Annotated in this window: 22 protein-coding genes and 1 pseudogene; 6 read left to right on the top strand and 17 right to left on the bottom strand. The window is 58.6% G+C overall.

Translation table 11 applies throughout. The features are described 5' to 3' along the window. Positions 1-415 precede the first annotated feature (415 nt). The 5 genes from BK660_RS04595 (at position 416) to BK660_RS04575 (ending at position 6,766) form a co-directional block, all read left to right on the top strand. Positions 416-1,672 carry a TolC family protein gene (locus tag BK660_RS04595; RefSeq protein ID WP_123432272.1) on the top strand — a complete coding sequence of 419 codons (1,257 nt, stop codon included), beginning with the start codon at positions 416-418 and terminating at the stop codon, positions 1,670-1,672. Between the two features lie 49 nt (positions 1,673-1,721). Beyond that, positions 1,722-2,915 carry an efflux RND transporter periplasmic adaptor subunit gene (locus BK660_RS04590; RefSeq protein WP_123432271.1) on the top strand — a complete coding sequence of 398 codons (1,194 nt, stop codon included), beginning with the start codon at positions 1,722-1,724 and terminating at the stop codon, positions 2,913-2,915. A gap of 16 nt (positions 2,916-2,931) precedes the next feature. Beyond that, positions 2,932-6,081: a CusA/CzcA family heavy metal efflux RND transporter gene (locus BK660_RS04585; protein WP_123432270.1), complete on the top strand. Its 3,150-nt coding sequence runs from the start codon at positions 2,932-2,934 to the stop codon at positions 6,079-6,081. An 84-nt stretch (positions 6,082-6,165) separates the two neighbouring features. Then, positions 6,166-6,366 carry a co-regulatory protein PtrA N-terminal domain-containing protein gene (locus BK660_RS04580; RefSeq protein WP_123432269.1) on the top strand — a complete coding sequence of 67 codons (201 nt, stop codon included), beginning with the start codon at positions 6,166-6,168 and terminating at the stop codon, positions 6,364-6,366. 67 nt (positions 6,367-6,433) lie between these two features. Beyond that, positions 6,434-6,766: a DUF2790 domain-containing protein gene (locus BK660_RS04575; RefSeq protein WP_123432268.1), complete on the top strand. Its 333-nt coding sequence runs from the start codon at positions 6,434-6,436 to the stop codon at positions 6,764-6,766. Positions 6,767-6,902: 136 nt separating this feature from the next. Here BK660_RS04575 and BK660_RS04570 read toward each other — a convergent pair whose 3' ends face one another. The 6 genes from BK660_RS04570 to BK660_RS04550 form a co-directional block, all read right to left on the bottom strand. Then, positions 6,903-7,778 carry an alpha/beta fold hydrolase gene (locus BK660_RS04570; RefSeq protein WP_123432267.1) on the bottom strand — a complete coding sequence of 292 codons (876 nt, stop codon included), beginning with the start codon at positions 7,776-7,778 and terminating at the stop codon, positions 6,903-6,905. Continuing rightward, positions 7,775-8,737 (bottom strand): class I SAM-dependent methyltransferase, encoded by a 963-nt coding sequence (locus tag BK660_RS04565; RefSeq protein WP_123432266.1) that lies wholly within the window; start codon positions 8,735-8,737, stop codon positions 7,775-7,777. The genes BK660_RS04570 and BK660_RS04565 overlap by 4 nt, the downstream gene beginning before the upstream one ends. Next, on the bottom strand, positions 8,734-9,966 hold the full coding sequence (locus tag BK660_RS04560; protein WP_123432265.1) for a YcaO-like family protein: 1,233 nt from the start codon (positions 9,964-9,966) through the stop codon (positions 8,734-8,736). The genes BK660_RS04565 and BK660_RS04560 overlap by 4 nt, the downstream gene beginning before the upstream one ends. A 43-nt stretch (positions 9,967-10,009) precedes the next feature. Next, positions 10,010-10,138, bottom strand: a complete 129-nt coding sequence (locus BK660_RS32945; RefSeq protein WP_259698479.1) for a hypothetical protein — start codon at positions 10,136-10,138, stop codon at positions 10,010-10,012. Positions 10,139-10,562: 424 nt separating this feature from the next. Next, a complete protein-coding gene (locus tag BK660_RS04555; RefSeq protein ID WP_123432264.1) occupies positions 10,563-10,877 on the bottom strand; it encodes a helix-turn-helix domain-containing protein in 315 nt (104 codons plus the stop codon). Further along, positions 10,867-11,217, bottom strand: a complete 351-nt coding sequence (locus BK660_RS04550) for a toxin (protein WP_123432263.1) — start codon at positions 11,215-11,217, stop codon at positions 10,867-10,869. The genes BK660_RS04555 and BK660_RS04550 overlap by 11 nt, the downstream gene beginning before the upstream one ends. 592 nt (positions 11,218-11,809) lie before the next feature. Between BK660_RS04550 and BK660_RS04545 the strand changes: the two are divergent. After that, positions 11,810-12,189: pseudogene (locus BK660_RS04545) on the top strand (DUF6124 family protein). An 85-nt stretch (positions 12,190-12,274) separates the two neighbouring features. On the opposite strand, the gene BK660_RS04540 reads toward BK660_RS04545, so the two are convergent. The 11 genes from BK660_RS04540 to nuoG form a co-directional block, all read right to left on the bottom strand. After that, positions 12,275-13,069, bottom strand: a complete 795-nt coding sequence (locus BK660_RS04540; protein ID WP_259698478.1) for a hypothetical protein — start codon at positions 13,067-13,069, stop codon at positions 12,275-12,277. Positions 13,070-13,177: 108 nt separating this feature from the next. Next, positions 13,178-14,140, bottom strand: a complete 963-nt coding sequence (locus tag BK660_RS04535) for a hypothetical protein (RefSeq protein ID WP_148057423.1) — start codon at positions 14,138-14,140, stop codon at positions 13,178-13,180. A 141-nt stretch (positions 14,141-14,281) separates the two neighbouring features. Then, positions 14,282-14,515, bottom strand: coding sequence for an iron-containing alcohol dehydrogenase (locus BK660_RS32415; RefSeq protein WP_148057422.1), 234 nt, complete (start codon positions 14,513-14,515; stop codon positions 14,282-14,284). A gap of 296 nt (positions 14,516-14,811) precedes the next feature. Continuing rightward, positions 14,812-16,275 (bottom strand): NADH-quinone oxidoreductase subunit NuoN, encoded by a 1,464-nt coding sequence (gene nuoN, locus BK660_RS04525; RefSeq protein WP_123432260.1) that lies wholly within the window; start codon positions 16,273-16,275, stop codon positions 14,812-14,814. A 7-nt stretch (positions 16,276-16,282) separates the two neighbouring features. Further along, positions 16,283-17,815 carry an NADH-quinone oxidoreductase subunit M gene (gene nuoM / locus BK660_RS04520; protein ID WP_123432259.1) on the bottom strand — a complete coding sequence of 511 codons (1,533 nt, stop codon included), beginning with the start codon at positions 17,813-17,815 and terminating at the stop codon, positions 16,283-16,285. 40 nt (positions 17,816-17,855) lie between these two features. Continuing rightward, entirely contained in the window at positions 17,856-19,709 is a 1,854-nt protein-coding gene (gene nuoL / locus BK660_RS04515; RefSeq protein ID WP_123432258.1) for an NADH-quinone oxidoreductase subunit L, read from the bottom strand. Then, complete coding sequence (nuoK, locus tag BK660_RS04510) at positions 19,706-20,014, bottom strand: NADH-quinone oxidoreductase subunit NuoK (RefSeq protein WP_007946416.1); 309 nt, start codon at positions 20,012-20,014, stop codon at positions 19,706-19,708. Before nuoK ends, nuoL begins: the two co-directional genes overlap by 4 nt. 2 nt (positions 20,015-20,016) lie before the next feature. After that, positions 20,017-20,520 (bottom strand): NADH-quinone oxidoreductase subunit J, encoded by a 504-nt coding sequence (gene nuoJ / locus BK660_RS04505; protein ID WP_027925107.1) that lies wholly within the window; start codon positions 20,518-20,520, stop codon positions 20,017-20,019. A 9-nt stretch (positions 20,521-20,529) separates the two neighbouring features. Then, a complete protein-coding gene (nuoI, locus tag BK660_RS04500) occupies positions 20,530-21,075 on the bottom strand; it encodes an NADH-quinone oxidoreductase subunit NuoI (protein ID WP_007946418.1) in 546 nt (181 codons plus the stop codon). Positions 21,076-21,087: 12 nt separating this feature from the next. Beyond that, positions 21,088-22,095, bottom strand: coding sequence for an NADH-quinone oxidoreductase subunit NuoH (nuoH, locus tag BK660_RS04495; RefSeq protein ID WP_027925109.1), 1,008 nt, complete (start codon positions 22,093-22,095; stop codon positions 21,088-21,090). Further along, complete coding sequence (nuoG, locus tag BK660_RS04490) at positions 22,092-24,806, bottom strand: NADH-quinone oxidoreductase subunit NuoG (protein WP_123432257.1); 2,715 nt, start codon at positions 24,804-24,806, stop codon at positions 22,092-22,094. The genes nuoH and nuoG overlap by 4 nt, the downstream gene beginning before the upstream one ends. Positions 24,807-24,921 lie beyond the last annotated feature (115 nt).

Below are 24,921 nucleotides of genomic sequence, written 5' to 3'. Positions count from 1 at the left end.
GGCCTGGAAAAGTTGTTGTTTTTTTAAGGTCTTCCGGACGGGTGTTATTAACAGCCTAACTGTTTTCCTACAGGAATTTCTCAGCGTACAGGCGTGCAAAGTTAAAGGCTGTAGTGGCTACAGAGTCAATGAAAAACATTGTTTTAAGGCTCTGAATCGGTCTTCTGCGACAGCCTGTCGCAGCAAGATTGTCCGTATTCAGGATAGTTGAGTTCAGGCAAGTACTGTTTGTCGGTTTAATTAAGTGTATTTGTTTCGTTGTATTGCGACATGGAGTTTTACACTTTTCATGCGGGTGCATAACTACTTGTCGAAACGCTGGATAACGGATTTGTAATGTTCCAGTCACCTTGTCGATAAGTTAAAAACCCTACCGTGGCGGCGTCAACGATACTTCAATTAAGGAAGTCTTCCATTGCCCGGTCTAACAGAAGTGACGGCGTGCTTACGCCTGAAAAAAAGCCTGGTGCTGGCCAGTAGCGTTTTGTTGCTGGCCACATCGGGGCTTGCGCCAGCATCGACACTGACCCTTGAACAAGCCCTGCAAACAGCCTTCGCCGGTAACCCCGAGCTCGCCGCCGCACAGTGGGAAATCGGTATCGCCGAGGGCGACCGCAAACAGGCCGGCCTGATCCCCAACCCTGAAGTCTCGTGGGAGGCTGAAGACACCCGCCGCGACTCGCGCACCACCACGGTGATGCTCAGCCAGCCGATCGAACTGGGCGGCAAACGCGGCGCCCGCATCGACGTCGCCAGGCGCGCGCAGGACGCCGCCGGCATCCAGTTGGAGCGCGAGCGCAACACATTGCGCGCCGATGTGATTCAGGCATTCAACAGCGTCCAGATCGCGCAGCAGCACTTGCAGTTGTCGCGCCAATCCATGCAACTGGCCGAGCACGGTTTGCGCGTGGCGCAAGGACGGATCGAGGCCGGCAAATCATCGCCCGTCGAAGGCACGCGCGCGCTCGTGCAACTGTCGCAAGTGCGGCTGGAACTGAGCCGTGCCGAACGCGATCAGGCCACCGCTTATCAGCAATTGGCGCAGGTCATGGGCGCACCGTTGCCGACGTCGACCACTGTGCAGACTGCCATGCAAAACATCCCCGTGGTGCCACCTCCGATCCGTTTGCTGGAGCGTCTGAACGAAACCGCCGAGCTGCGTCTGGCCACGTTGCAGATCGATCAGCGCGAAGCGTCGTTGGGGCTGGAGAAGTCTGAGCGCATTCCCGATCTGACCGTCAGCGTCGGCAGTCAGTACAGCGAACTGGAGCGCGAGCGGGTCAACGTGGTCGGCTTGTCGATGCCGATTCCGCTGTTCAATCGCAATCAGGGCAACATCCTCGCAGCAGCGCGTCGAGCCGATCAGGCAAGGGATCTGCGCAACGCCACCGAACTGCGTTTGCGCACGCAAATCCAGACCACCCTTGCACAATGGCAGACCGCCAACGCTGAGGTCACAGCGTTCAACCAGAGCATCCTGCCCGCCGCGCAAAGTGCGGTCGACAGCGCCACGCGCGGGTTTGAAATGGGCAAGTTCGGCTTCCTCGACGTACTTGACGCCCAGCGCACCTTGATCAGCGCCCGTAGCCAATACATCCAGGCAGTCAGCGAGGCAACCGACGCCCGGGTACGCATCGAACGGATCTTTGGCGACCTCGCCGTCAGCCCTTGAATTTCATCTTTTCAAACACTGCGCGATGGCACGGCGCAGAGGAGTTTCCATGGACAAAAAACTGATTGTTGTTGCTGCGGCGACATTGGCGCTGGGCATTGGCATAGGTTCGATATGGCCGGGCAAGGCGCCCATCGACGCCATCGCCGATGGAACGGCGGGACATGCCGATCACGCTGAAGAGGGTGCAGGCGCTCACAGCGAACACGCTGCAGAAGGGCACATTGAATTGAGCGCCGAACAGATCGCCGCGGCCGGGATTCAACTGGCCGAGGCGCGGGCACAGAACATCAGCCTCGGCTTGCCATTCCCCGGCGAAGTGCGCTTCGACGAAGACCGCACCGCCCACTTGGTGCCGCGAGTGCCGGGGGTGGTCGAAACGGTGTCGGTCAATCTTGGCCAGTCGGTGAAAAAGGGCCATTTGCTGGCGGTGATTGCCAGTCAGCAGATTTCCGATCAACGCAGCGAACAGGCGGCCGCGCAACGCCGCTTGGTCTTGGCGCGCACGACCTACGAGCGCGAGAAAAAACTCTGGCAGGACAAGATCTCCGCCGAGCAGGATTTCCTCCAGGCGCGCCAGGCGTTGGAAGAAGCCGAAATCGCCGTGAACAACGCCCGGCAGAAAATCAGCGTGCTCAGCGGCAGTGTGGTTGCCACCGGCGGTAATCGCTATGAACTGCGCGCGCCGTTCGACGGTGTCGTGGTGGAGAAGCACCTGACGCCGGGGGAGGTGGTCGATGAAACCACGGCAGCGTTCACCCTTTCGGACCTGTCGCGGGTGTGGGTGACGTTCGGCGTTTCGCCCAAGGATCTGAACAAGGTGCAAGTGGGCAAACAGGTTGTCGTCAGCGCCGCGCAATTGGATGCCGAAGTGGTCGGCAGCGTGGCCTATGTCGGCAGCCTGCTCGGCGAACAGACCCGCACTGCGACCGTGCGCGTGACCCTGGAAAACCCGCTGGGCTCGTGGCGTCCGGGGCTGTTCGTCACTGCACTGGTCGCCACCGACAGCCGCCAGGCCAACGTCGCCGTACCGGAAACCGCGATTCAGACCGTCGAGGACACACCCACGGTATTCGTGCGCACCGTAGACGGCTTCGAGACGAGAGCAGTAGAGCTGGGCAGTCGCTCGGACGGTTTTGTGGAAATCACCCAAGGGCTGGAGGCGGGCGCGCAAGTCGCCAGCACTGGCAGCTTCGTTCTCAAATCGGAACTGGGCAAAGCCTCGGCCGAACATTCTCACTGACCCCCGGAAGGTTCTCATGTTCGAACGCCTGATCCAGTTTGCCATTGAGCAGCGCATCATCGTGCTGCTCGCCGTTTTGCTCATGGCCGGCCTCGGTATCGCCAGTTATCAAAAACTGCCGATCGACGCCGTCCCCGACATCACCAACGTCCAGGTGCAAATCAACACCGGCGCCGCCGGGTTCTCGCCGCTGGAAACCGAGCAGCGCATCACTTTCCCGATTGAAACCGCCATGGCCGGTTTGCCGGCGCTGGAGCAGACCCGCTCGCTGTCGCGCTCGGGGCTGTCGCAGGTCACGGTGATCTTCAAGGACGGCACCGACCTGTTCTTTGCCCGCCAATTGGTCAACGAGCGCTTGCAGATCGCCAAGGAGCAATTACCCGAAGGCGCGGAAGCGGTGATGGGGCCGATTTCCACCGGCCTGGGCGAGATTTTCCTGTGGACGGTCGAGGCGCAGGAAGGTGCGTTGAAAGATGACGGCACGGCCTACACACCGACTGACCTGCGGGAGATCCAGGACTGGATCATCAAGCCGCAATTGCGCAACGTGCCCGGTGTTGCCGAGATCAACACCATCGGCGGCTTCGCCAAGGAGTACCAGATCGCGCCAGATCCGAAACACCTGGCCGCGTACAAGCTGACCCTGACCGATCTGATCACGGCGCTTGAGCGCAATAACGCCAACGTCGGCGCCGGTTACATCGAGCGCAACGGCGAGCAGTTACTGATTCGCGCACCGGGACAAGTGGCGAGTACCGAAGACATCGCCAACATCGTCATGGCCAACGTCGACGGCACGCCGATCCGGGTGAAGAACGTCGCCACCGTGGAAATCGGTCGCGAATTGCGTAGCGGCGCGGCTACGGAAAATGGCCGTGAAGTGGTGCTCGGTACGGTGTTCATGCTGATCGGCGAAAACAGCCGCACCGTCTCCCAAGCGGTTGCCGGCAAGCTTGAACAGATCAACAGATCTCTGCCCAAAGGCGTGATCGCTGTGCCGGTCTATGACCGCACGCACCTGGTCGACAAAGCCATCGCCACGGTGAAAAAAAACCTCATCGAAGGCGCGATTCTGGTGATCGCGATTCTGTTCCTGTTCCTTGGCAACATCCGCGCGGCGCTGATTACCGCGATGGTGATTCCGCTGTCGATGCTGTTCACCTTAACCGGTATGTTCAGCAACAAGGTCAGCGCCAACCTGATGAGCCTCGGCGCTCTCGACTTCGGCATCATCGTCGACGGTGCGGTGGTCATTGTTGAAAACACCCTGCGCCGGTTGGCCCATGCACAGCAGCGTCACGGGCGACTTCTGACGCGCAGTGAGCGTTTCCATGAAGTGTTTGCCGCCGCCAAAGAGGCGCGACGACCGCTGATTTTCGGCCAGTTGATCATCATGGTCGTGTACCTGCCGATTTTCGCCCTGAGCGGCGTTGAAGGGAAAATGTTCCACCCGATGGCCTTCACCGTGGTCATCGCGTTGCTCGGCGCCATGCTGTTGTCGGTGACCTTTGTCCCGGCGGCGATTGCGCTGTTCGTGACTGGCAAGGTCAAGGAAGAAGAGGGCGTAGTCATGCGCGGCGCGCGTCGCGTGTATGCGCCGGCATTGGCTTGGGTGATGAGCCATCGTGCCGTTGCTGTGGGCGCGGCGTTGGGCATCATCGTGCTCAGCGGCGTGATCACCAGCCGCATGGGCAGCGAGTTTGTACCCAGCCTCAGCGAAGGCGATTTTGCCCTGCAAGCCTTACGCGTTCCAGGCACCAGCCTGACGCAAACGGTGGCTATGCAGCAGCGTCTTGAGACATTGATTCTGAACAAAGTGCCGGAAGTAGAGCGCGTGTTCGCTCGCACCGGCACTGCCGAAATCGCCTCCGACCCGATGCCGCCGAACATCTCCGACAGCTACGTGATGCTCAAGCCGAAAGAACAGTGGCCGGACCCGGGCAAGTCCCGCGAAACCCTGATGGCCGAATTGCAAGCCGCCGCGGCGACGCTGCCGGGCAGTCACTATGAGGTGTCGCAACCGATCCAGTTGCGCTTCAACGAACTCATTTCCGGCGTGCGCAGTGATGTGGCAGTGAAGGTGTTTGGCGATGACATGGACGTACTCAACGCCACCGCGGCGAAAATCGCCGCCGCCATGCAAAAGGTCAACGGCGCGTCCGAGGTCAAGGTCGAGCAAACCACCGGGCTGCCGGTGCTGACCATCAACATTGATCGCGACAAGGCTGCGCGTTACGGGCTTAACGTCGGCGATGTGCAGGACACCATTGCCGTGGCTGTTGGCGGGCGTCCGGCCGGAACGTTGTATGAGGGCGATCGGCGTTTCGACATGGTCGTGCGCTTGTCCGATGCCATGCGCAAGGACATTGAAGGCTTGTCGACGCTGCTGATTCCGGTGCCAGCCGTCAATGGTACGGCCAGTCAGATCGGTTTCATCGCGCTGCAAGAAGTCGCCAGCCTCGATCTGGTGCTCGGGCCGAACCAGGTCAGCCGCGAAAATGGCAAGCGCCTGGTGATCGTCAGCGCCAATGTGCGTGGGCGGGATATCGGTTCGTTCGTCGAAGAGGCGGGCCAAGCGATCGAACGTGATGTGCAGGTGCCGGCGGGTTACTGGACCCATTGGGGCGGGCAGTTCGAGCAACTGCAATCGGCAGCCAGGCGTTTGCAGATTGTGGTTCCAGTGGCGTTGCTGTTGGTGTTCGGGTTGTTGTTCATGATGTTCAACAACCTCAAGGACGGCTTGCTGGTGTTTACCGGGATTCCGTTTGCGTTGACCGGCGGAGTGATGGCGCTGTGGTTGCGGGATATTCCGTTGTCCATCTCGGCGGGCGTCGGTTTCATTGCGTTGTCAGGTGTGGCGGTGCTCAACGGGCTGGTGATGATCGCGTTTATCCGCAACCTGCGGGAGGAGGGGCGTTCGCTCTGCGATGCGATCAACGAAGGCGCACTGACACGGCTGCGACCTGTGTTGATGACGGCACTGGTGGCGTCCCTGGGTTTTATCCCGATGGCGCTCGCGACCGGTACTGGCGCGGAAGTGCAGCGCCCATTGGCGACGGTGGTGATCGGCGGAATCCTGTCTTCCACGATTCTCACGCTGCTGATCTTGCCGGCGCTGTATCAACTTGCCCATCGCCGGGATGAAGACCCTTTTTCTGGCACATAACGGATATGTAATTTTCGCGCCACCGTCACGAAAGGTTCGGATTGTTACCTTGATTCCGTTAGTTAATTAAACGAGGAATCAAAGATGAAACTTGTACAAATGGGTGCGTTTGCAGCGGCGTTGGTGATGTCTTCTGTGGTCATGGCGGCCGGTGGCGGCGACAAGACATTCGCAAGAATGATGGCCGCCAAAGATCGCTCCGTAGAGCTGTTCGTTGCCAGGGAGCAAGCCCGCGATCCGGTCGTCGTCAATGAGAAGAAAGACGAAAAGACCCAGGACTTGTAAGCGTCGCGCACTTGAACAAGCCCGTCATCGAGTGCCGATGTCGGGCTTATTTATGGAGGTGTTGAACATGAAGTTGATCAAGTGGATGACGTTCGCCGCGGTGATGGCGATGTCCGTGAAAGTGCTGGCTGAAGGTGGCGGTGACCGCACGTTCGAAAAAGCGCTCAGCGCCAACAGCAAAGCCATGGAGCAGTACGCCGCCAGCCAGGGCAAAGCGGCGCCGGTGGTGAAGGATTACGAATACGGGATGAAGCTGGATGTGGTGAAAGTGGTGAGCGTTGTGAGCCCGGTAGTGGCTTGCGCTGTCGTCCCCACCGCCATGACCTACGAAGACTCCATGGGCATACTCAACACCATCAAATACACCGTGGCCGGCGACTGCCGCAGACGTGGCGGCTGAAAGCGCACAACCTCGCGATCTGCAATGTTTGAAACCCGACCGCCCCTTCAAGTCTAAACATACAAGCGAGCTGGCGATGGCATCTTTCAGGCACCAGGATTTCCTCGCCGAACCAATATCAGACAGACGCGTCGTGTTACGGGCACAGGCTCCTCGTCAATGTGCGTCGCACGGCTTTCAGCACGGCCCCATCAAACGCATCGTGCCCGGCGTGGAGCAACTGGCACTGCAGGTCCAGGCGTTGACGAAGCCAGCGCAGGCTGGTCATGCCAAACGTATCCTTGATGCCTTGTATCACTTGGGTGTTGGCATCGAGGATAAGATTCTCTTGCCTGCGAGTGAAGAAATACTGATTGAGGTGGTAGTGCATCTCCAGGCGAATAGCGCGCACGGCTTCTTCATCGACGAAGTCGTCGAGCGTGCCTTGGCGCATCGTCTGCCCGTTCAACTGCAAAGCGGCCTTCAACCAGTGGGTGGCCGCCTGACGTTGCTGCGCTGTGCAGCCGTTGCCGAGTATCTGGTAGATCTGCCGCGCACTGCAGCCATCGGTCCCGGGACTTACCCCCGCCAAACCTTCGCGCAACTTTTGATCGTATGCACTGACGTTCGCAGTAAACGGTACAAACACCGAGACCAAGGTGGTTTTCAGCACGACGTGGGGATAACGCTGCTGGAACTGAATCGCCAGCCAGCTTCCCCAAGAGACCCCCAGCAGGCTGATTTTTTCGAAACCCAAATGCTGGCGCAGAGCATCAATGTCTTCCACGCACAGTCCGGTGTTGTTGTGCTTGAGCTCGCCGTGGGGATGAGAGCGTCCGCAGCCGCGCTGATCGAACAGGACGATGTCGAAACGGTCGACGTCAAAGAACTCCAGATGATGACGAGTGCTGCGCCCACCCGGTCCTCCATGCAGGAAAAATATGGGTTCGGCATCAGGGGTGCCGTGTCGTTCCCAATAGATCAAGTGCCCGTCGCAGGTCGGGAAGTAGCCGTTTTTGAATGAAGGCTTCATTGCAGTGGGACCCTCAGCCGGTAGAACTGGAACAGTTCCATTTGCCCGGGGCGGGCCGCTACGCTGGAGACCAGCTCAAGTTTCAACATCTGGGCGAGGTACGGCACCGCGAGCAGCACCGGCGTATGACCGAAAACGAGGAGGGTGCCGCCCGGATTCACGCAGGCCACCATCTCGTGAAAGGTCTGCCGGGCATCGGTGCGAGTCATCACTTCGGCATTGAGAAAACGCAGGATCAGCACATCGCATTTGAGGCTGGAAGACGCAGCGTTTCGGGCATCTGCCACAAAGAATTCCACCGAGCCGGTGGCATGACGGCGTTTGGCATATTCGATCATCGAGACTGAACGGTCGGAACCCAGGCAATGGCGGTCAGGAAGCGCACGGGCCAGGTGCGTTATGAACTCGCCAGTCGAACAGGCCGGATCAAGAATCACGGTGCCGGGGAGCGACAGCGTTTCAAGCAGGGCTGCGCAATGCTGGCGCAGGTGGATTTCGTCGGCATCCAGTTGTGTGGCGAGCGAGTCGTCGCACTGCCAGTAATCGGTCGGGCACACGAACTCCAGGCCCTTGTCATCGGTGACAGGAAACGGGAAATGGACTTCACTGTCGGGTCGAGCCTGTGCCAGGCTGAAAGCCGCTACCTTTTGCTCCATGGATGCGCTGTGAAAATAGAGGGCGATGCCATCATCGCCCCACTGCATATCGGCCAGCGGCCCAAGCAACATCCAGGGTTTGAGCAGGCTGTTGATGTACCAACCGCCGGTTTCAGTCTGTTGCAGCATTTTTCGACCTGCCCAGCTGCAGCCGTTGACGCGCAAAACGAAGAGATGATGGCGTCCGGGACCGATCGGTTCTACATGGCAATTGAGTGTGCCCGAGGCGTTGGAGTCGTGGCCGAAGGTTTGAGCCACCAGCACTTCTCGCCAGGGATCGGCGGGTTTGTACCGAGGGTTCATGCGCTCACTCCCTGAGGAGCTTCCAGGCGCCGGCCCCGCGCTTGCGGAACCACTACATTGCCGCTGGAAACAACAAAAAATCGCTCCAGCCCTGGAATCACGACATTGACCAGCGTCGTTCCCAGTCTGGTTTGATGCAGCTGTGAAATGCCCAGCGTCCGCCCATGCTGTTGCAGGTCTTTGGCCAGCAGATCGATCTGCTCAGCCAACGGCTGTTCATCGGGCATGGCGGTCAGCGCGACGTACTGTTGCTCGCACCGGTTTAACAGGGGATTGAGGTCGAATCGCAAACAGCGCAACAACCGGGGAAAATTCTGCAAATGACGTTCCGCGTTACGCAGGCAATGCTTGAGTTCAGGTTCGCCGGCCCCGTGATGCAACTGAACGAGCTCTGTCAGCGCGCGCCATGCGCCATGTCGGGCCATGAGTGAGCACCCTGTTCCGAACACTCTGGGAGTTGCACAAGGCCCGATTGAAAAGGCGAGAAAGGTACGCGGCAGAAATTCATTGCTGATATCGACAAGGACAATCTCGGCGCCGATTTCTGACTCGGCGTCTGACCACAATCGACCCAGGACATCGTCATCGGGTAATCGGGCCACGCGGCGTAAAGGTGGGTGGTTTTCGTAGTAAAAATGCTCCAGAAGAAACAATGACACTGCGTCGCGTTCGATACATTCATTGGCGGCGTGCAGCACGGCCTCGTTGTAACTCGCCCCGATAGCGGTTCCGCTGTTACTGGCATAACGTCGCAGGGAGCGGTAGTTAGTCGTGTCGGGCGCAAGGATATTGTTTGAATAGCCCGGTGTGCACAGGGCTATCGGATAGTGAAACGAAGAGTGGTTGAGTGGATTGATATAAGTTCGGCAAGCCGTGCAGGCATTTTGTTTTGCGATAAGTGCAAGGGCCGTGTCGTCGTTAAAAAGTGGGTCGTCGGAAAAACAGCTCGGCGCGATGTAGTGGGCGATGGAAGTATCACAATGATCGCTGAGGTAGTGTTCCAGGGTTTCGTAGAGAGCACCGACTCGGGCCTGATTTGCGTAGCCTTTGCCGGCGCCTCTGGCCCTGCGTCGAGGATTGTAGGTGCTGACAGACGCGTGGGTCGCAACGATTTTGCTGCCAATAGTGCGGATGTCGAGATGAAGTCCAAAGCCCTCCAGTTCGGCAAGAATTCGCTGCTCGGCTTGGGCCAGTGTCAGTTCCCGTTCAGCAACCATGAACTTTTCCATTATTCGTTCCTTCGAGAAACCGGGGGCATTGCCCCCGGTTTTTTTAATCGGCTTGCAGTTCGGCCTGTTCTTCCTCGGTCAATTGAAGTGCTTCGATCTGTTCGGCAGTGGGGGCTTCCTGCTGTTCAAGATCGATGACTTTGTTAGCGTTCCAGCTGGAGATATAACCCATGATTGAATCCTCTTGTTGTTAGTGGGATGTGCTTTGTCGAGCACGGATCAAATGTATTCGCCATGCGTTCAGGCCGTCAAAAATGTCAGGAGGTGTCGAAGGCGTGTTGAAGTAGCGCGGAAATACGTACACAACAATTGATGTATTGACTGAGTATTGCGTGACGCCGTGGTGAGTTTCGCCAAGAGCGACATTACAAAACGAATAGTTGGTTGAACTTTTTCGTTGTCACTTGTGGGAAATTTCAGCCAGATAACAGGGAAGAATCTCAATAACTGTTTTTTGTGTTCGCTTTAGTCTTTAGTTTGACGAATGCTCCTACAGCATTTGCGTGGAAAGGAGTAACGGAGCGTCTCGTGGTTTGGGTTCTCGGCCTACGACAAACGAAAAACGGCTCCCGAAGGTGCCGATATGCCTCGATGGTTCAGGACAGGGCTGCGAGCTGTTCGATCGTCTGCGGAAAACGTTCAACCAATCGGATGAGTGTTGTTGCCTGGGCATTGGGCGTTGCGCGTCCCTGTTCCCAGTTCTCGAGGGTCCGGGTGTTAGTGCGCAGGTACATGGCGAACACGGACCGGGAGAGGTTGAGCTGTTGGCGGATGGCTACCACTTCCTCGGCAGTGATCGGCACCAGCTTTGGCAACTGGACTTTGTGGGTTCGCAACGTGATCTTGCCTTGGCGCTCATCGGCCAGGGCTTCGAGGCCATCCATCAGTTCGGAAAAAATGTCACGTTTCATAGTGGGATCTCGTGTTGATTTCTCTTGCTAGCGCTTGTCTGAAAATTTTTCTCTGGGCGGGCGACAGGTCGTCTTGCTCGTTTTTGTCGTACACGGTGAATAACCAGAATTGATCGAAGCCTGACCACCAGTAATAAATCACCCGTAATCCGCTGCGCTTGCCCTTGCCTCGGCGTTGATCGCAGAAGCGGATTTTGCGCAGCCCACCGGTGCACTCGATGAGATCGCCCGCTTCCGGATTTTTCAGCAACTCCAGCTGGAGGCTGCGAAACAGATCGTCATCCAGGTAATCGTCTCGGTGTTTCTGAAACATAGGTAATTCGATAAAAAGAGCATCCATGTTCTGTACGCTACCTACGTATAGTGTGTCTCGATAATCGAATCGGTCAAGGCATCAGCGCCATCCTTTTCGTTTCTGATTTCAACGGTAGACCCCGGTCGTAAAAACACCTGTAGGACAAGGCGACCAGTACGGTGAGAGCATTCGATAAAAGGGAGGGGATACTTGGCAGTAGGACTGACGCGGGGGGCAGCAGGCTTCGTCTACACTTCTAAATCTGTGGGAGCAGGTCTTATAATTCCGTGCACCACAGTTCGTATTTCTATTCTGAATGTTTAAGTGTTTAGTGGAATTAGCTGAACCTTCCCACAGTGTTTTCAGGTTGTCCGTCGGACGTCCGTTCTCTAGCCTGTGAGCGTCGCTGCCAATTCAGCGATCGGGATTGGAACCCCGGCACCCCGAAAGCGCAAAAGTGGCTTTCATGACGTATGCTTGCGCACCTTGATGGTATGCACTCCGTTATGGCGGCTGTACGCGGGAGACTTCGAGTCTGTCGGGTTTTCGGTGTCCCGGGTTCCAACCTGCGTACAGCTGCCACCCCTTCGATTGGAACCGAATGGGTCAGCTCCACAGCCACACACCGGAATTACTTATGAAAAAACCAACACCCAACCCTCCCAAAGCAGACTCCGTTGCGGACGCCGACTCAACATCCCCTTACGCCTCTGTCGACACCCGAAAACTCCATGAAGCCGCCGACCGCGCGCTCGACTACTATCTGAATCCCACCGCCAACATCATGGCCGCGCCATACACCCCCAACGAAATGTTCTTCGTCAACCCAAAGCCGATACCGAATCGTTGCTGGCCAATGCCTGTGAATCCTTGGCATCGGCCACGGTCATGCTCGGCGACTTTGCTGCGCTGCTGGAAGGCACGCATCGCAGAACGCTGCTGGGGATTTCGCAGGTAGTGATGTTGGGCGAACTGGCGGTGAACAAGGCGTTGGATAACGTCGACCCCGCTGGCTGATCAGCGAGACTGAGCAGACACAAAAAAACGCGGCGCCAGAAGGGCCGCGTTTTTATTGAAAGGCTGACAATCGGTTTCGCTGCTGTCAGGCAAATACCCCAAAGAGGGCTCCGCCGAGATAGATCACGCAATAACCTAGAAAAGAATAGCCAAGTATTCGAGCGGGAATGATGACCCAGCGTCGCACGGGTAATGGGAAGCGAGCAATCTCGTTCATTGCATCAGGATCACTTCCCGACAAAAAATCATGGTCCAGTAAAAGAATGATCGAGATGTGGGACAAGCGGGACAAACGGCCATAAGCGCTGTTTCCCAACACCCGTCGATTGCGAGCGACGAAGTACGACTCTGTCAGGAAGGATTCAATCTCAGCCAGTTTGAAAAAACTGACGTATGTCCGTACAAACAGCGCAATCAATGCCATGACGACACAGGCGATCAATGCGGCCATACATAGCAATTTCAGGTCGCTTGCCGGTTCGGAAACTGTCTTGAATATCCGCTCGAGCCCGAACAAAAGCAAAAGTAGACAGGCTCCAGTCAGTGCGATCCGCATGAGGTATCGCGGAAACTTCACCCATTTTTTGAGGTGCTCCGGAAAGATTTCAGCCTCCATGACCGCGTACCGATCCAGCATTTGAAAATAGGTGATTCGACCTGTTAGTGCGCCTATCTGCCGGACCCTTTTCATTCGTCCCAACGGACTGTTTCCTAAAGTTTTCCGATTAATGCCCACAAGATGAGACGCAATGAAGTGGCCTTCCATTTGATCAAGCCGGAAATAGGCGGCAAACAACACGATTGCCTCGCTGAGGAGAATAAGTAGCAGTACAGCCCCCGATGAGAGGAGGTAAATGAGGTCAAGATGCTGGGCGATCACGGGCGATCCTTAGTGTTGTCCCAACGATCCCAGGACCATCAGCGGCAAAGACGTAGTCCAACATAAAAAGTGGATTGCCGGGGAAGTCGTTAATTTGGTCGAAGGGCATTATTTACTCGCCTCGTACAGTTTTTCACCGATGAATTCTCCTGCTTGGCCACCGCCGTCTCCCATTTGTGCGGCGAGCAGGCCGCTTACAACCAACATGCAAACGACTCCTCCTGTCCCAGCGGTTCCTACTCCAATCGCGGCGCATGTCATTGGCGCAAGAGTTGGCGCCAGTCGGCCCGCTATTGCTCCGCCTAGGATGTTTCCAGACAGTTTCGACCCCTCTACGAATTTCGCCTGACGACATTCTTCCTCGCGACCGGTGCGGCAGGTTTCGTAAATCTTCGTCGCCGCAGAGCCCGCTCCCAGCCCAATCGCAACATAACCGCCTGCCTTCATATATTTTGAAGCTCGCGCCACACCCTCGATATTTGTTGCGTAGCCAGGCAATTGATTCGGTGCTCCAGCCTTGTTCCAGTTGTGCACGATCCTTCGCGTGGACAAGCCTAGTGCTCGTTTCAGTTTGGGATGATCTGATAGTCCCGTAGCTTTACGAACCAAAGGTTCTAAACCAGCATCCAGTTTTTTCATAAGTCTTTTACGTTTCGCAAAAAAGTCCGGGGAATTCAGGTGGCCATATTGGCGGTGCTGCTCCACGTGTAATCGCTCAAGTTCTATCAGTGTGTTTTTTAGCGTGTCCATATGCTGACCTACCATGAAGGATGCAACACCCAACGCTCCGGAAGAAACTCCCAAAAACGGCTCAATCACCTCATGGTGCTCAACCATGAATGATGCCTCTTCATCCGTCAGATCTTTCAGCGCTTTATTCACCTTTTCCGCAGCCGCCATCATCTGCGCCTCTTCGCGTCGGCACATATAGTTGCGCGAGTCGCTAAAGATGACCATTTGCCCCGGTTTTACCTGTTCATCGAGATGGCGATTGAGCGACCGGAACTCTCGGCGCAGCACATCGCTGGGTGTGACTTCGTACAGCGAGCGCTCCAACGCTTCGAGAGTCACAGGTTTCTGAACGATGTGAAAACCGGATTCCACCGGATGAGGCAGGGTGTAGGCGTGTTCTTCTACCAGATGCTGGGCCGGTGGTGGCTCGGGTTTGGGTTTAAATGCGTTCCAGGACGCTCCGCCGTTGTCTGTAACGACTCATGGTTTCACCACTACCCAGTCGCCGTTCCTGACAGCCTCGATCAGTTTTCGCTGGTTGGCTCCTTGCATGTAGTTGGATCGATTGAGGCCCATTGCGTTTAGCAAGTCGTCGAAGCCAGGTAGTTCATCCGGGCGGTTCAGCGCCTGTCGAAAGTCTTCCATCGCGTGGTAAGGGTCGAGTAGTTGGTTACGTTGGCCATGGAGTTCGCTTTTGGGGATGAGTCTAGTCACGTCCGTGTCCCGATTCGTAAAACGGTGGACTTTGGCGAGCAGCCTCAAGTTTGAATGCCGGGTGATTCCGTTTTAGGTGTAGGGGAAGTCCGATTTATCCGCGTACCTCAGGTCAAGCATTAAAGGGCACCCCCGTAGGACTCCAAAAGATTTAGCTTTCCCATAGGAGCGGACAATCCCGCCTGAGCTTTCTGGAATTGCACAAGGAGGGCAGGGCAGCCGCAACACATCCCACAAACGCAAAAACGGCACCCGAAGGTGCCGTTTCTGTTTTCTACCGCGTGTCGCTTAAGCGATCAACCCGCCAAGCCGGCCTGTTGAACCAGGACCAGCAGAGGCTGCGGGTAAACGCCGAGGAAGAACGCTACGACAGCGATAGCCAGCAGCATCACGCCGCCTGCACGTTGTTCCCAGTGCAGTTGCGCATCGTGGCGACGCAGGTTCGGCTCGATCAGGTACAGGGTGACCATCACACGCAGGTAGTAGAAAACGCCGATGGCGCTGCCCAGTACCAGGGAACCGACGAGCCACCATTGATGCGATTCGACACCGGTCGCGATGATGTAGAACTTGCCGATGAAGCCCGCGGTCAGCGGGATACCGGCCAGGGACAGCATCATCACGGTCAGTACGGCGGTCAGGTACGGACGGCGCCAGAACAGGCCGCGGTATTCGTACAGGGCATCCGCGTCACGGCCGTTGTACGGCGAGGACATCAGGGTGATTACGCCGAACGCGCCGAGGCTGGTGATCACGTAGGTGACCAGGTACACGCCGATGGCTTCCACGGCCAGACCCTTGCTCGCCACCAGGGCGATCAGCAGGTAACCGAAGTGGGCGATGGACGAGTAACCCAGCAGACGCTTGAGGTTGCTCTGGGTCAGTGCCAGCAGGTTACCGAACAGGATCGACGCGATGGCGATAATGGTCAGTACGTCGCTCAGCACACCGCTGCTTGCCGCTGGAGAGATCTGGAACAGACGCACCATCACCGCGAACACAGCGACTTTGGAAGCGGTGGCCAGGAACGCGGCCACCGGTGCCGGAGCACCTTCGTACACGTCCGGGGTCCAGAGGTGGAACGGCACCAGCGACAGCTTGAACGCCAGACCGATCAGCATCATGCCCAGGCCCAGTTGCGCCAGCGAGCTTGGCAGGCCGGTGGCGGCCAGCGCCTGGCCGATACCGACGAAGCTCAGGCTGCCCGAATCGGCGTACAGCAATGCCATGCCGAACAACAGGAACGCAGAACCGGCGGCCGACAGCACCATGTACTTGATACCGGCTTCCAGCGAACGCTTGTTGAAGAAGGCGTAGGCCACCAGACCGTAGACCGGCACCGACAACAGTTCCAGACCGATGAACAACCCGGCCAGGTGTTGCGCGCTGACCAGAACCAGGCCACCGGCGGCGGACATCAGGATCAGCAGGTACAGTTCTTCACGGTTGCCCGGGTAACCCGAACCGCCATCGCCGAGGTAGGCGTGGGCGAGGGTCACACAAGCGAGGGTGGCGACCAGGATCAGCGCCATGTACAAGCAGGCAAAGCTATCGATTTGCAGCAACGGGGTCACGGCCAATGGCGCGACTTTCAGGGCTGGCAGGATCGACAGCAGCGCCAGGTTCAGGCCCGCCACGGAAATAAGGAAGGTCTGCGAGTGGTTGCGGCGCCAGGCAATCGCCAGCATCACCACGATGATCGTGGCGCTGGTGATCAACAACGGCGCTAGCGCGATAAAGTGTTGAGTCGTGAATTCCATAGCGCTCTTACCGGGCCGAAGCGAGTTGAGTGAAGGCGGAGCCGAGCCACTGCTGCACGCCATGCATCGTCGCGGCAGAGGTATCGAGGAACGGTTGTGGGTACACGCCGATGTAAATCAGCAGCGCCGCCAGACCGACCACCATGATCAGTTCGCGACCATCCATGCCATGCAACACCGCGTCCGACTTGGACGGGCCGAAGTAGGCACGGTGGATCATGATCAGCGAGTAGACCGAACCGAACACCAGGCCCGACGTTGCGATCGCGGTGATCCACGGCGCAGCGGCGAAGGTGCCGATCAGGATCAGGAACTCACCGACGAAGTTACCGGTACCCGGCAAGCCCAGGGACGCTGCTGCGAAGAACAGGCTGATGGCCGGCAGGTAAGCAATCTTCGACCAAAGTCCACCCATTTCACGCATGTCGCGGGTGTGGGTGCGCTCGTACAACTGACCGCTGAGGATAAAGAGTGCCGCCGCCGACAGACCGTGCGCCAGCATCTGCATCACCGCGCCCTGCAGCGCCAGTTGGCTGCCGGAGTAGATGCCGATCAACACGAAGCCCATGTGGGAAACGGAGGAGTAGGCGATCAGACGCTTGATGTCGGTTTGGGCGAAGGCCAGGAACGCACCGTAGAAGATCCCGATCAGACCCAGGGTCATGGCAAACGGCGCGAACTCGGCCGAGGCATTCGGGAACAGCGGCAGGGCGAAACGCAGCAGGCCGTAAGCCGCCGTCTTCAACAAGATACCGGCCAGGTCGACCGAACCCGCGGTGGGTGCCTGGGCGTGAGCGTCAGGCAACCAGGAGTGGAACGGTACGACCGGCAGCTTCACCGCGAAGGCGATGAAGAAGCCGAGCATCAGGATGTACTCGGTGGTGAGTGACATCTTGGTTTTCAGCAGGTCGGCGTAGTTGAAGGTGATCACGCCGGTGCTGTTGAAGTTGACCAGTACCAGGCCCAGGATCGCCACCAACATAATCAGGCCGGACGCCTGAGTGAAGATGAAGAACTTGGTCGCCGCGTAGATCCGGGTTTTCTTGCCGTCCGAAGAACTGTGACCCCAGAGCGCGATGAGGAAGTACATCGGCACCAGCATCATTTCCCAGAAGAAGAAGAACATGAACAGGTCGAGGGCGAGGAACACGCCGACGACACCGCCCAGGATCCACATCAGGTTCAGGTGGAAGAAGCCAACGTGACGTTGAATCTCTTTCCACGAGCACAGTACCGAGAGGATACCCAGCAGACCGGTCAGCAGGATCATCAGCAGCGACAGGCCGTCGAGGGCCAGGTGCACGCTGATGCCGAAACGCTGGATCCAGACGTGCTTGAACTCAAGCGCCCAGGTCGGATCGGCGCCAGGCGCCGGAGCAAATGAATAATTACCGTGGGCCCACAGCCAGAGGCCGAGTGCGAGTTCCAGGGTCATGGTCAACAGCGCAATCCAGCGGGGGAGGGTGGCGCCGAAGCGCTCACCCATCCAGCACAGCAGGCCGCCGATGAAGGGGATCAGGATTAGCCAAGGCAGAATCATGACGGGCTCAATTCCTTTCGCAAGTTCGCAAGGTTCATATTCAGACCGCTACCAGCACGATGGCGCCGATGACCAGCACGGAGCCGGCTGCCATCGAGGCCGCGTACCAACGCAGTTGACCGGTTTCGGTACGGCTCAGGGCGGTGTGGCCGCCTTTGGCCATACGCGGGATCAGACCGATGGTCTGGTCGAGCGGGTCTTTGCGCAGTACGTGGCTGATCGCAAGGTATGGCTTGACGAACAGTTTGTCGTAGATCCAGTCGAAGCCCCAGGCAGCGAACCACCAGGCCGAAAGGAAGCGGCCGATGCCGCTGTTGGCAATTGCAGTGACAAAACGACGCTTGCCGAGAAACAGCAGCGCGGCCAGCAGGATACCGGCCAGGGCGATGGCGCCCGAAGCGATTTCCAGGCTGTGCTTGGCTTCGCCGCCGGCATGGCCGACGCTTTCCGGCAGCACACCGTGCAGCGGCGGAACGATCATCGCGCCGACGAAGGTCGACAGCACGATCAGCACCGACAGTGGCAGCCAGTGAGCGATACCGTGACCGGCGTGCGCTTCGGTCTTCGCTTCACCGTGGAACGCGATGAAGATCAGGCGGAAGGTGTACAGCGAAGTCATGAACGCGCCGACCAGACCTGCGTACAACAGACCGTGGTTGCCGCTGGCGAACGCTTCCCAGAGGATTTCGTCCTTGGAGTAGAAGCCTGCGGTCACCAGTGGCAGGGCAGACAGTGCCGCGCCGCCGACGATGAAGCTGGTGTAGGCCAGCGGCAGTTTCTTCCACAGGCCGCCCATCTTGAAGATGTTCTGCTCGTGGTGGCAGGCAACGATCACCGCACCGGAGGCAAGGAACAGCAGCGCCTTGAAGAAGGCGTGGGTCATCAGGTGGAAGATCGCGCCTTCCCATGCGCCAACGCCCAGCGCCAGGAACATGTAGCCGATCTGGCTCATGGTCGAGTAGGCGAGGATACGTTTGATGTCGGTCTGAACCAGTGCCGCGAAACCGGCGAGCACCAGGGTCACGCCGCCGACGATGCCGACGAGGTGCAGGATGTCCGGCGCCAACGCAAACAGGCCGTGGGTACGGGCAATCAGGTAAACGCCTGCGGTCACCATGGTTGCCGCGTGGATCAGTGCCGAAACCGGGGTAGGACCGGCCATCGCATCCGCCAGCCAGGTTTGCAGCGGCAGTTGCGCGGATTTACCGACAGCGCCGCCCAGCAGCATCAGGGTCGCCAGAACGATCCAGAAGTCGCCGACCTTGAAGTGCTCAGGTGCCTTGACCAGCAGTTCCTGGATGTTCAGCGTGCCCAACTGTTGGAACAGGATGAACAGGCCGATGGCCATGAACACGTCGCCGATACGGGTGACGATGAAGGCCTTGAGTGCCGCGTTACCGTTGTTGCGGTTGCTGTAGTAGAAACCGATCAACAGGTACGAACACAGGCCCACGCCTTCCCAGCCGAAGTACAGGAACAACAGGTTATCGCCCAGGACCAGGAACAGCATGCTGGCGATAAACAGGTTGGTGTAGGCGAAGAAGCGCGAGTAACCGGCTTCACCGCGCATGTACCAGGACGCGAACAGGTGGATCAGGAAGCCGACGCCGACGACCACACCGAGCATGGTGACCGACAGGCCATCCAGGTACAGCGCGAAGTTCGGCGTAAAGCCTTCAACCGCCATCCACTGCCACAACACCTGGGTGTAGTGACCGCCCTCGGGCGGGGCGACGTTGAACTGCCAGATCACGTAAGCCGTGACGATGGCCGACAGACCGATGGAACCGACGCCGATCAGCGCCGACAGGTTTTCCGAGAAGCGGCCGCGTGAGAACGCCAGCAGCAGGAAACCTATGAGAGGGAATACGAAAGTCAGATAGAGAAGATTCATCCGCGCATCTCGCTGGCAGCGTCGATATCGAGAGTGTGGAAGCGGCGATACAGCTGCAACAGAATCGCCAGGCCAATACTGGCCTCGGCGGCTGCCAGGCTGATCACCAGGATGAACATGATCTGTCCATCCGGCTGCGCCCAGCGGCTACCGGCAACAATGAATGCCAGTGCGGAGGCATTCATCATGACCTCCAGGCTCATCAGCACGAAAAGGATGTTGCGGCGGACCATCAGGCCGACCAGACCGAGGCAGAACAGGATGCCGGCGACCGCCAGACCATGCTCCATAGGGATAGCAGGCATCGTCATTGCTCCTTGGCTTCGTTGCGGCCCAAGTGGAACGCCGTGACGGCTGCAGCAAGCAGCAGCATCGAGGCGAGTTCGACCACCAGCAGGTACGGACCGAACAGGCTGATGCCCACGGCCTTGGCGTCTACGGTGGTGTGGCCGATGGCCTGGCCGCTGGAATGGCTGAACAGCACGTACAGCAGTTCAACCAGCAGCAGGGTGCCGAGGGCGACCGGGCCGAGCCAGATACCGGGCTTGAGCCAGACGCGCTCTTGCTGAACCGAGGCCGGGCCCAGGTTCAGCATCATCACCACGAACACGAACAGCACCATGATGGCGCCAGCGTAGGCGATCACTTCCAGGACACCGGCAAACGGTGCGCCGAGGGCGAAGAACGTCATGGCCACGGCGATCAGCGAAATGATCAGGTAGAGCAGGGCGTGCACGGGGTTGGTGTTGGTGATCACGCGAAGCGTGGACACCACAGCGATACCCGATGCGAAATAGAAAGCGAATTCCATCTTTCTTCCTTAAGGCAGCAAGCTCTTCACGTTGATCGGCTGGGCTTCGTTCTGCGCGGAGCCTTTCGGCTTCCCGGCAATCGCCATACCTGCAACACGATAGAAGTTGTAATCAGGGTTTTTGCCGGGGCCGGAGATCAGCAGATCTTCTTTCTCGTACACCAGGTCCTGACGTTTGAACTCGGCCATCTCGAAATCCGGTGTCAGCTGGATTGCGGTGGTCGGGCAGGCTTCCTCGCAGAGGCCGCAGAAAATGCAGCGCGAGAAGTTGATGCGGAAGAAGTCCGGGTACCATCGACCGTCTTCGGTTTCAGCTTTCTGCAGCGAGATGCAGCCCACCGGGCACGCTACGGCGCACAGGTTGCAGGCTACACAACGCTCTTCGCCATCAGGGTCGCGGGTCAGGACGATACGGCCACGGTAGCGCGGCGGCAGGTACACGGCTTCTTCCGGGTACTGCAGCGTGTCGCGCTTGCGGAAGGCGTGGCCGAAAATCATCACCAGGCTGCGAAGCTGGGTGAAGAAGCCATGCACGATGTCAAATATGTACTTCATGATTCTCTATCCTCACTGAGCCGCGACGGCGGGCGTGTTGAGCAACACGATCGCAGCGGTCACCAGCATGTTGACGAGGGTCAGCGGCAGGCAGAACTTCCAGCTGAAATCCATCACTTGGTCATACCGTGGGCGCGGAATCGAAGCGCGCAGCAGGATGAAGATCATGATGAAGAACGCGGTTTTCAGTGCAAACCAGATGAACGGGATCTGCGGCAGGATATCGAACGGACCGTGCCAGCCACCGAAGAACAAGGTCACCAGCAGCGCCGAAATCAGCACGATGCCGATGTACTCACCGACGAAGAACATGCCCCATTTCATGCCGGCGTATTCAATGTGGTAACCGTCGGCCAGTTCCTGTTCCGCTTCCGGCTGGTCGAACGGGTGACGGTGAGTCACGGCGACGCCAGCGATGAAGAAGGTCAGGAAACCGAAGATCTGCGGAATGATGAACCACAGGTGCTGGGCCTGGTAATCAACGATGTCGCGCATGTTGAACGAGCCGACCTGGATCACGATGCCCATCAGCGACAGGCCCATGAACACTTCGTACGACACGGTTTGTGCCGAGGCCCGCAAGCTGCCCAACAGGGCGAACTTGTTGTTACTCGACCAACCGGCGAACAACACCGCGTAGACCGACAGACCGGCCATGGCGAAGAAGAACAGGATGCCGATGTTCAGGTCCGCCACGCCCCAGGTCGGGGTGATCGGGATGATCGCGAAGGCAATCAGCAGGGCGCTCATGGCCACGACTGGTGCCAACGTGAAGATCATCTTGTCGGCGAACGGTGGGGTCCAGTCTTCCTTGAAGAACATCTTGATCATGTCGGCCGCGATCTGGAACGCGCCGAACGGGCCGACGCGGTTCGGACCGTAACGGTCCTGCCAGAGGGCGAGCAAACGACGCTCGACCCAGCTGAGCAGCGCGCCGCACACCACCACGGCGAGCAGAATCACGATGGCCTGAATGACTGCGATGATCACGTCGATCACTTCAGGAGTGAACCAAGTCATTGCGCTGCCTCCTGCAGACCGTCAACGGATTTGCCAAAGATCGCTGGCGGAATGCCGGCGATGCCCGCAGGCAATGCAACCAGACCGGCACCCAGTTCTTCGTTGATGCGCAGCGGCAGACGCAGGGTCTGGCCGGCAACGTTCAAGCTGAGCATGGCGCCGTCATTGACACCCAGACGATCGGCTTCGGACTTGGCCAAGGCAACGTAAGCGGCCGGGATGCGTTCCTGAACCGGCGCGGCTTTCGAAGAAGTCTCTTCGCTGCCGAGCAGGTGGAAGAACGGCACAACCTGCCAGGTGCCCGGAGCCGGGTTGAACGCACGCGGTACAGCGGCGAACCAGTTCAGCGAGTCACCGGTGCTTTCGATCAGGCGGGTGCCCGGGTCGCCAGCGCGGATGTGACCACCGACTTCGTCCTGGAACTTGTTCCAGGCTTGCGGCGAGTTCCAGCCCGGAGACCAGGCGAATGGCACTTGCTGACGCGGTTCGACCGAGCCCGAGTAACCTTCCATCGAGAAGTTGAACGCGGTGTCGTTGTCTTGCGGGGTACGCGGCTCGTGCACGCTGATGTCAGCACGCATGGCGGTACGACCGGAATAACGCAGCGGTTCGCGGGCCAGTTTCATGCCCTTGATGCGGAACGCGGCGGACGGTGCGGCATCAACGATGCGCGCCAGTTGCGGCGTGCTCGAGGCGACGGCAGCGGTGACGTGGTCCAGCTGGGTCCAGTCGATCGGCTGGTTCAGCAGGGTCGAACGCAGGGCATGCAGCCAGCGCCAGCCTTCGTGAACCAGGATGCTTGCGTCCATGTACTTCGGATCAAAGACCTGGAAGAAACGCTGTGCGCGACCTTCCTGGCTGACCAGGGTGCCGTCGCCTTCAGCGAAGCTGGCGGCTGGCAGAACCAGGTGCGCGCGATCGCTGGTGGCGGTTTTTTGATGGTCGGCAACGATCACCACTTTCGCGGCGGTCAGTGCAGCATCAACCTTGGCTTTGTCGGTACGGGTGTACAGATCGTTTTCCAGCACGACGATGGCGTCGGCCTTGCCATCGATCACGGCTTGCAGCGCGGCGTCGACCGAGTCACCACCGAGCATGGCCAGGCCGAGGCTGTTGGCCTCTGGCACGATCAGGCTGAGGGAACCGTTCTTCTCGCGCAGCTTCAAGGCTTTGGCGATGTTCGCAGCCGCTTCGATCAGCGCCTTGGAACCCAACGAGGTGCCGGCAATGATCAATGGACGCTTGGCGGCGAGCAGGGCGTCGGCAATGCGCTTGGCCAGTTCGAGGGCTTCAGTGTCCAGGCCTTCAACGGCCGGGGCGCTGGCGTCGAGGGCGTGAGCCACGGCGAAACCGATGCGGGCCAGGTCGTCCGGTGCTGCGTGAACGCATTCTTCGGCGACGTCGTCGAGCTTGGTTTCAGCCAGGCTGGCGATGAACAGCGGGTTCAGCGCGTGCTGACCGATGTTCTTCACCGCGGCGTCGAGCCAAGGCTGAACGCGCATGGCGTCGGCCATGTCTTCGGCCTTGCCTTTGACCGATTGACGCAGGGACAGGGCCATACGCGCTGCGGTTTGGGTCAGGTCTTCACCGAGAACGAAAATCGCGTCGTGGTCTTCGATGTCGCGCATGTTCGGGATCGGCAGCGGGCTGTCTTTCAGCACCTGCATGACCAGACGAATGCGCTCCAGCTCGGCGGCTTCGATACCGGAGTAGAAGTGCTCGGCGCCCACCAGCTCGCGCAACGCGTAGTTGCTTTCAAGGCTGGCACGCGGCGAACCGATACCGACGATGTTGCGACCGCGCAGCAGGTCAGCGGCTTTGTCCAGCGCTTCGTCGAGGCCCAGCTTGGCGCCGTTGGCCAGCAGAGGCTGACGCGGGCGGTCTTCGCGGTTGACGTAGCCATAGCCGAAACGGCCACGGTCGCACAGGAAGTACTGGTTTACCGAACCGTTGAAACGGTTTTCGATACGACGCAGTTCACCGTAGCGCTCGCCCGGGGAGATGTTGCAACCGCTGGAGCAGCCATGGCAGATGCTCGGCGAGAACTGCATGTCCCACTTGCGGTTGTAGCGCTCGGAGTGAGTCTTGTCGGTGAACACACCGGTCGGGCAGACCTCGGTGAGGTTGCCGGAGAACTCGCTTTCGAGGGTGCCGTCTTCAACGCGACCGAAGTACACGTTGTCGTGGGCGCCGAACACACCGAGGTCGGTGCCGCCAGCGTAATCCTTATAGAAGCGCACGCAGCGGTAGCAAGCGATGCAGCGGTTCATTTCGTGGGAAATGAACGGGCCCAGTTGCTGGTTCTGGTGGGTACGCTTGGTGAAGCGGTAACGGCGCTCGTTGTGGCCGGTCATTACCGTCATGTCTTGCAGGTGGCAGTGACCGCCTTCTTCACAGACCGGGCAGTCGTGAGGGTGGTTGGTCATCAGCCATTCAACGACGCTGGCGCGAAACACTTTCGCTTCTTCGTCGTCGATGGAGATCCAGCTGCCGTCGGTCGCCGGCGTCATGCAGGACATGACGATCCGACCACGCTTGTCGTTTTCGTCGGTGTACTGCTTGACCGCGCACTGGCGGCAAGCGCCAACGCTGCCAAGGGCTGGGTGCCAGCAGAAATAAGGGATATCGAGGCCTAGCGACAGACATGCCTGTAACAGGTTGTCTGCCCCATCGACTTCGAGCTCTTTGCCGTCTACGTGGATAGTGGCCATGGTTCAAAGTTCTTCGTTGGCCCGGTGTCAGCGGGCGTGGCTAATGGAATCTTGTTATTCGCGTGAATCAACACAGCCGTTAAAGGCGTCATCACACGAGAAGGCGAAGGGCACG

The sequence above is a fragment of the Pseudomonas brassicacearum genome, from assembly GCF_003732265.1.
Classification (GTDB): Bacteria; Pseudomonadota; Gammaproteobacteria; order Pseudomonadales; family Pseudomonadaceae; genus Aquipseudomonas; species Aquipseudomonas brassicacearum_D.
Note: the sequence above shows the minus strand (reverse complement) of the source record. Positions and strands in the feature narration are given on the sequence as shown.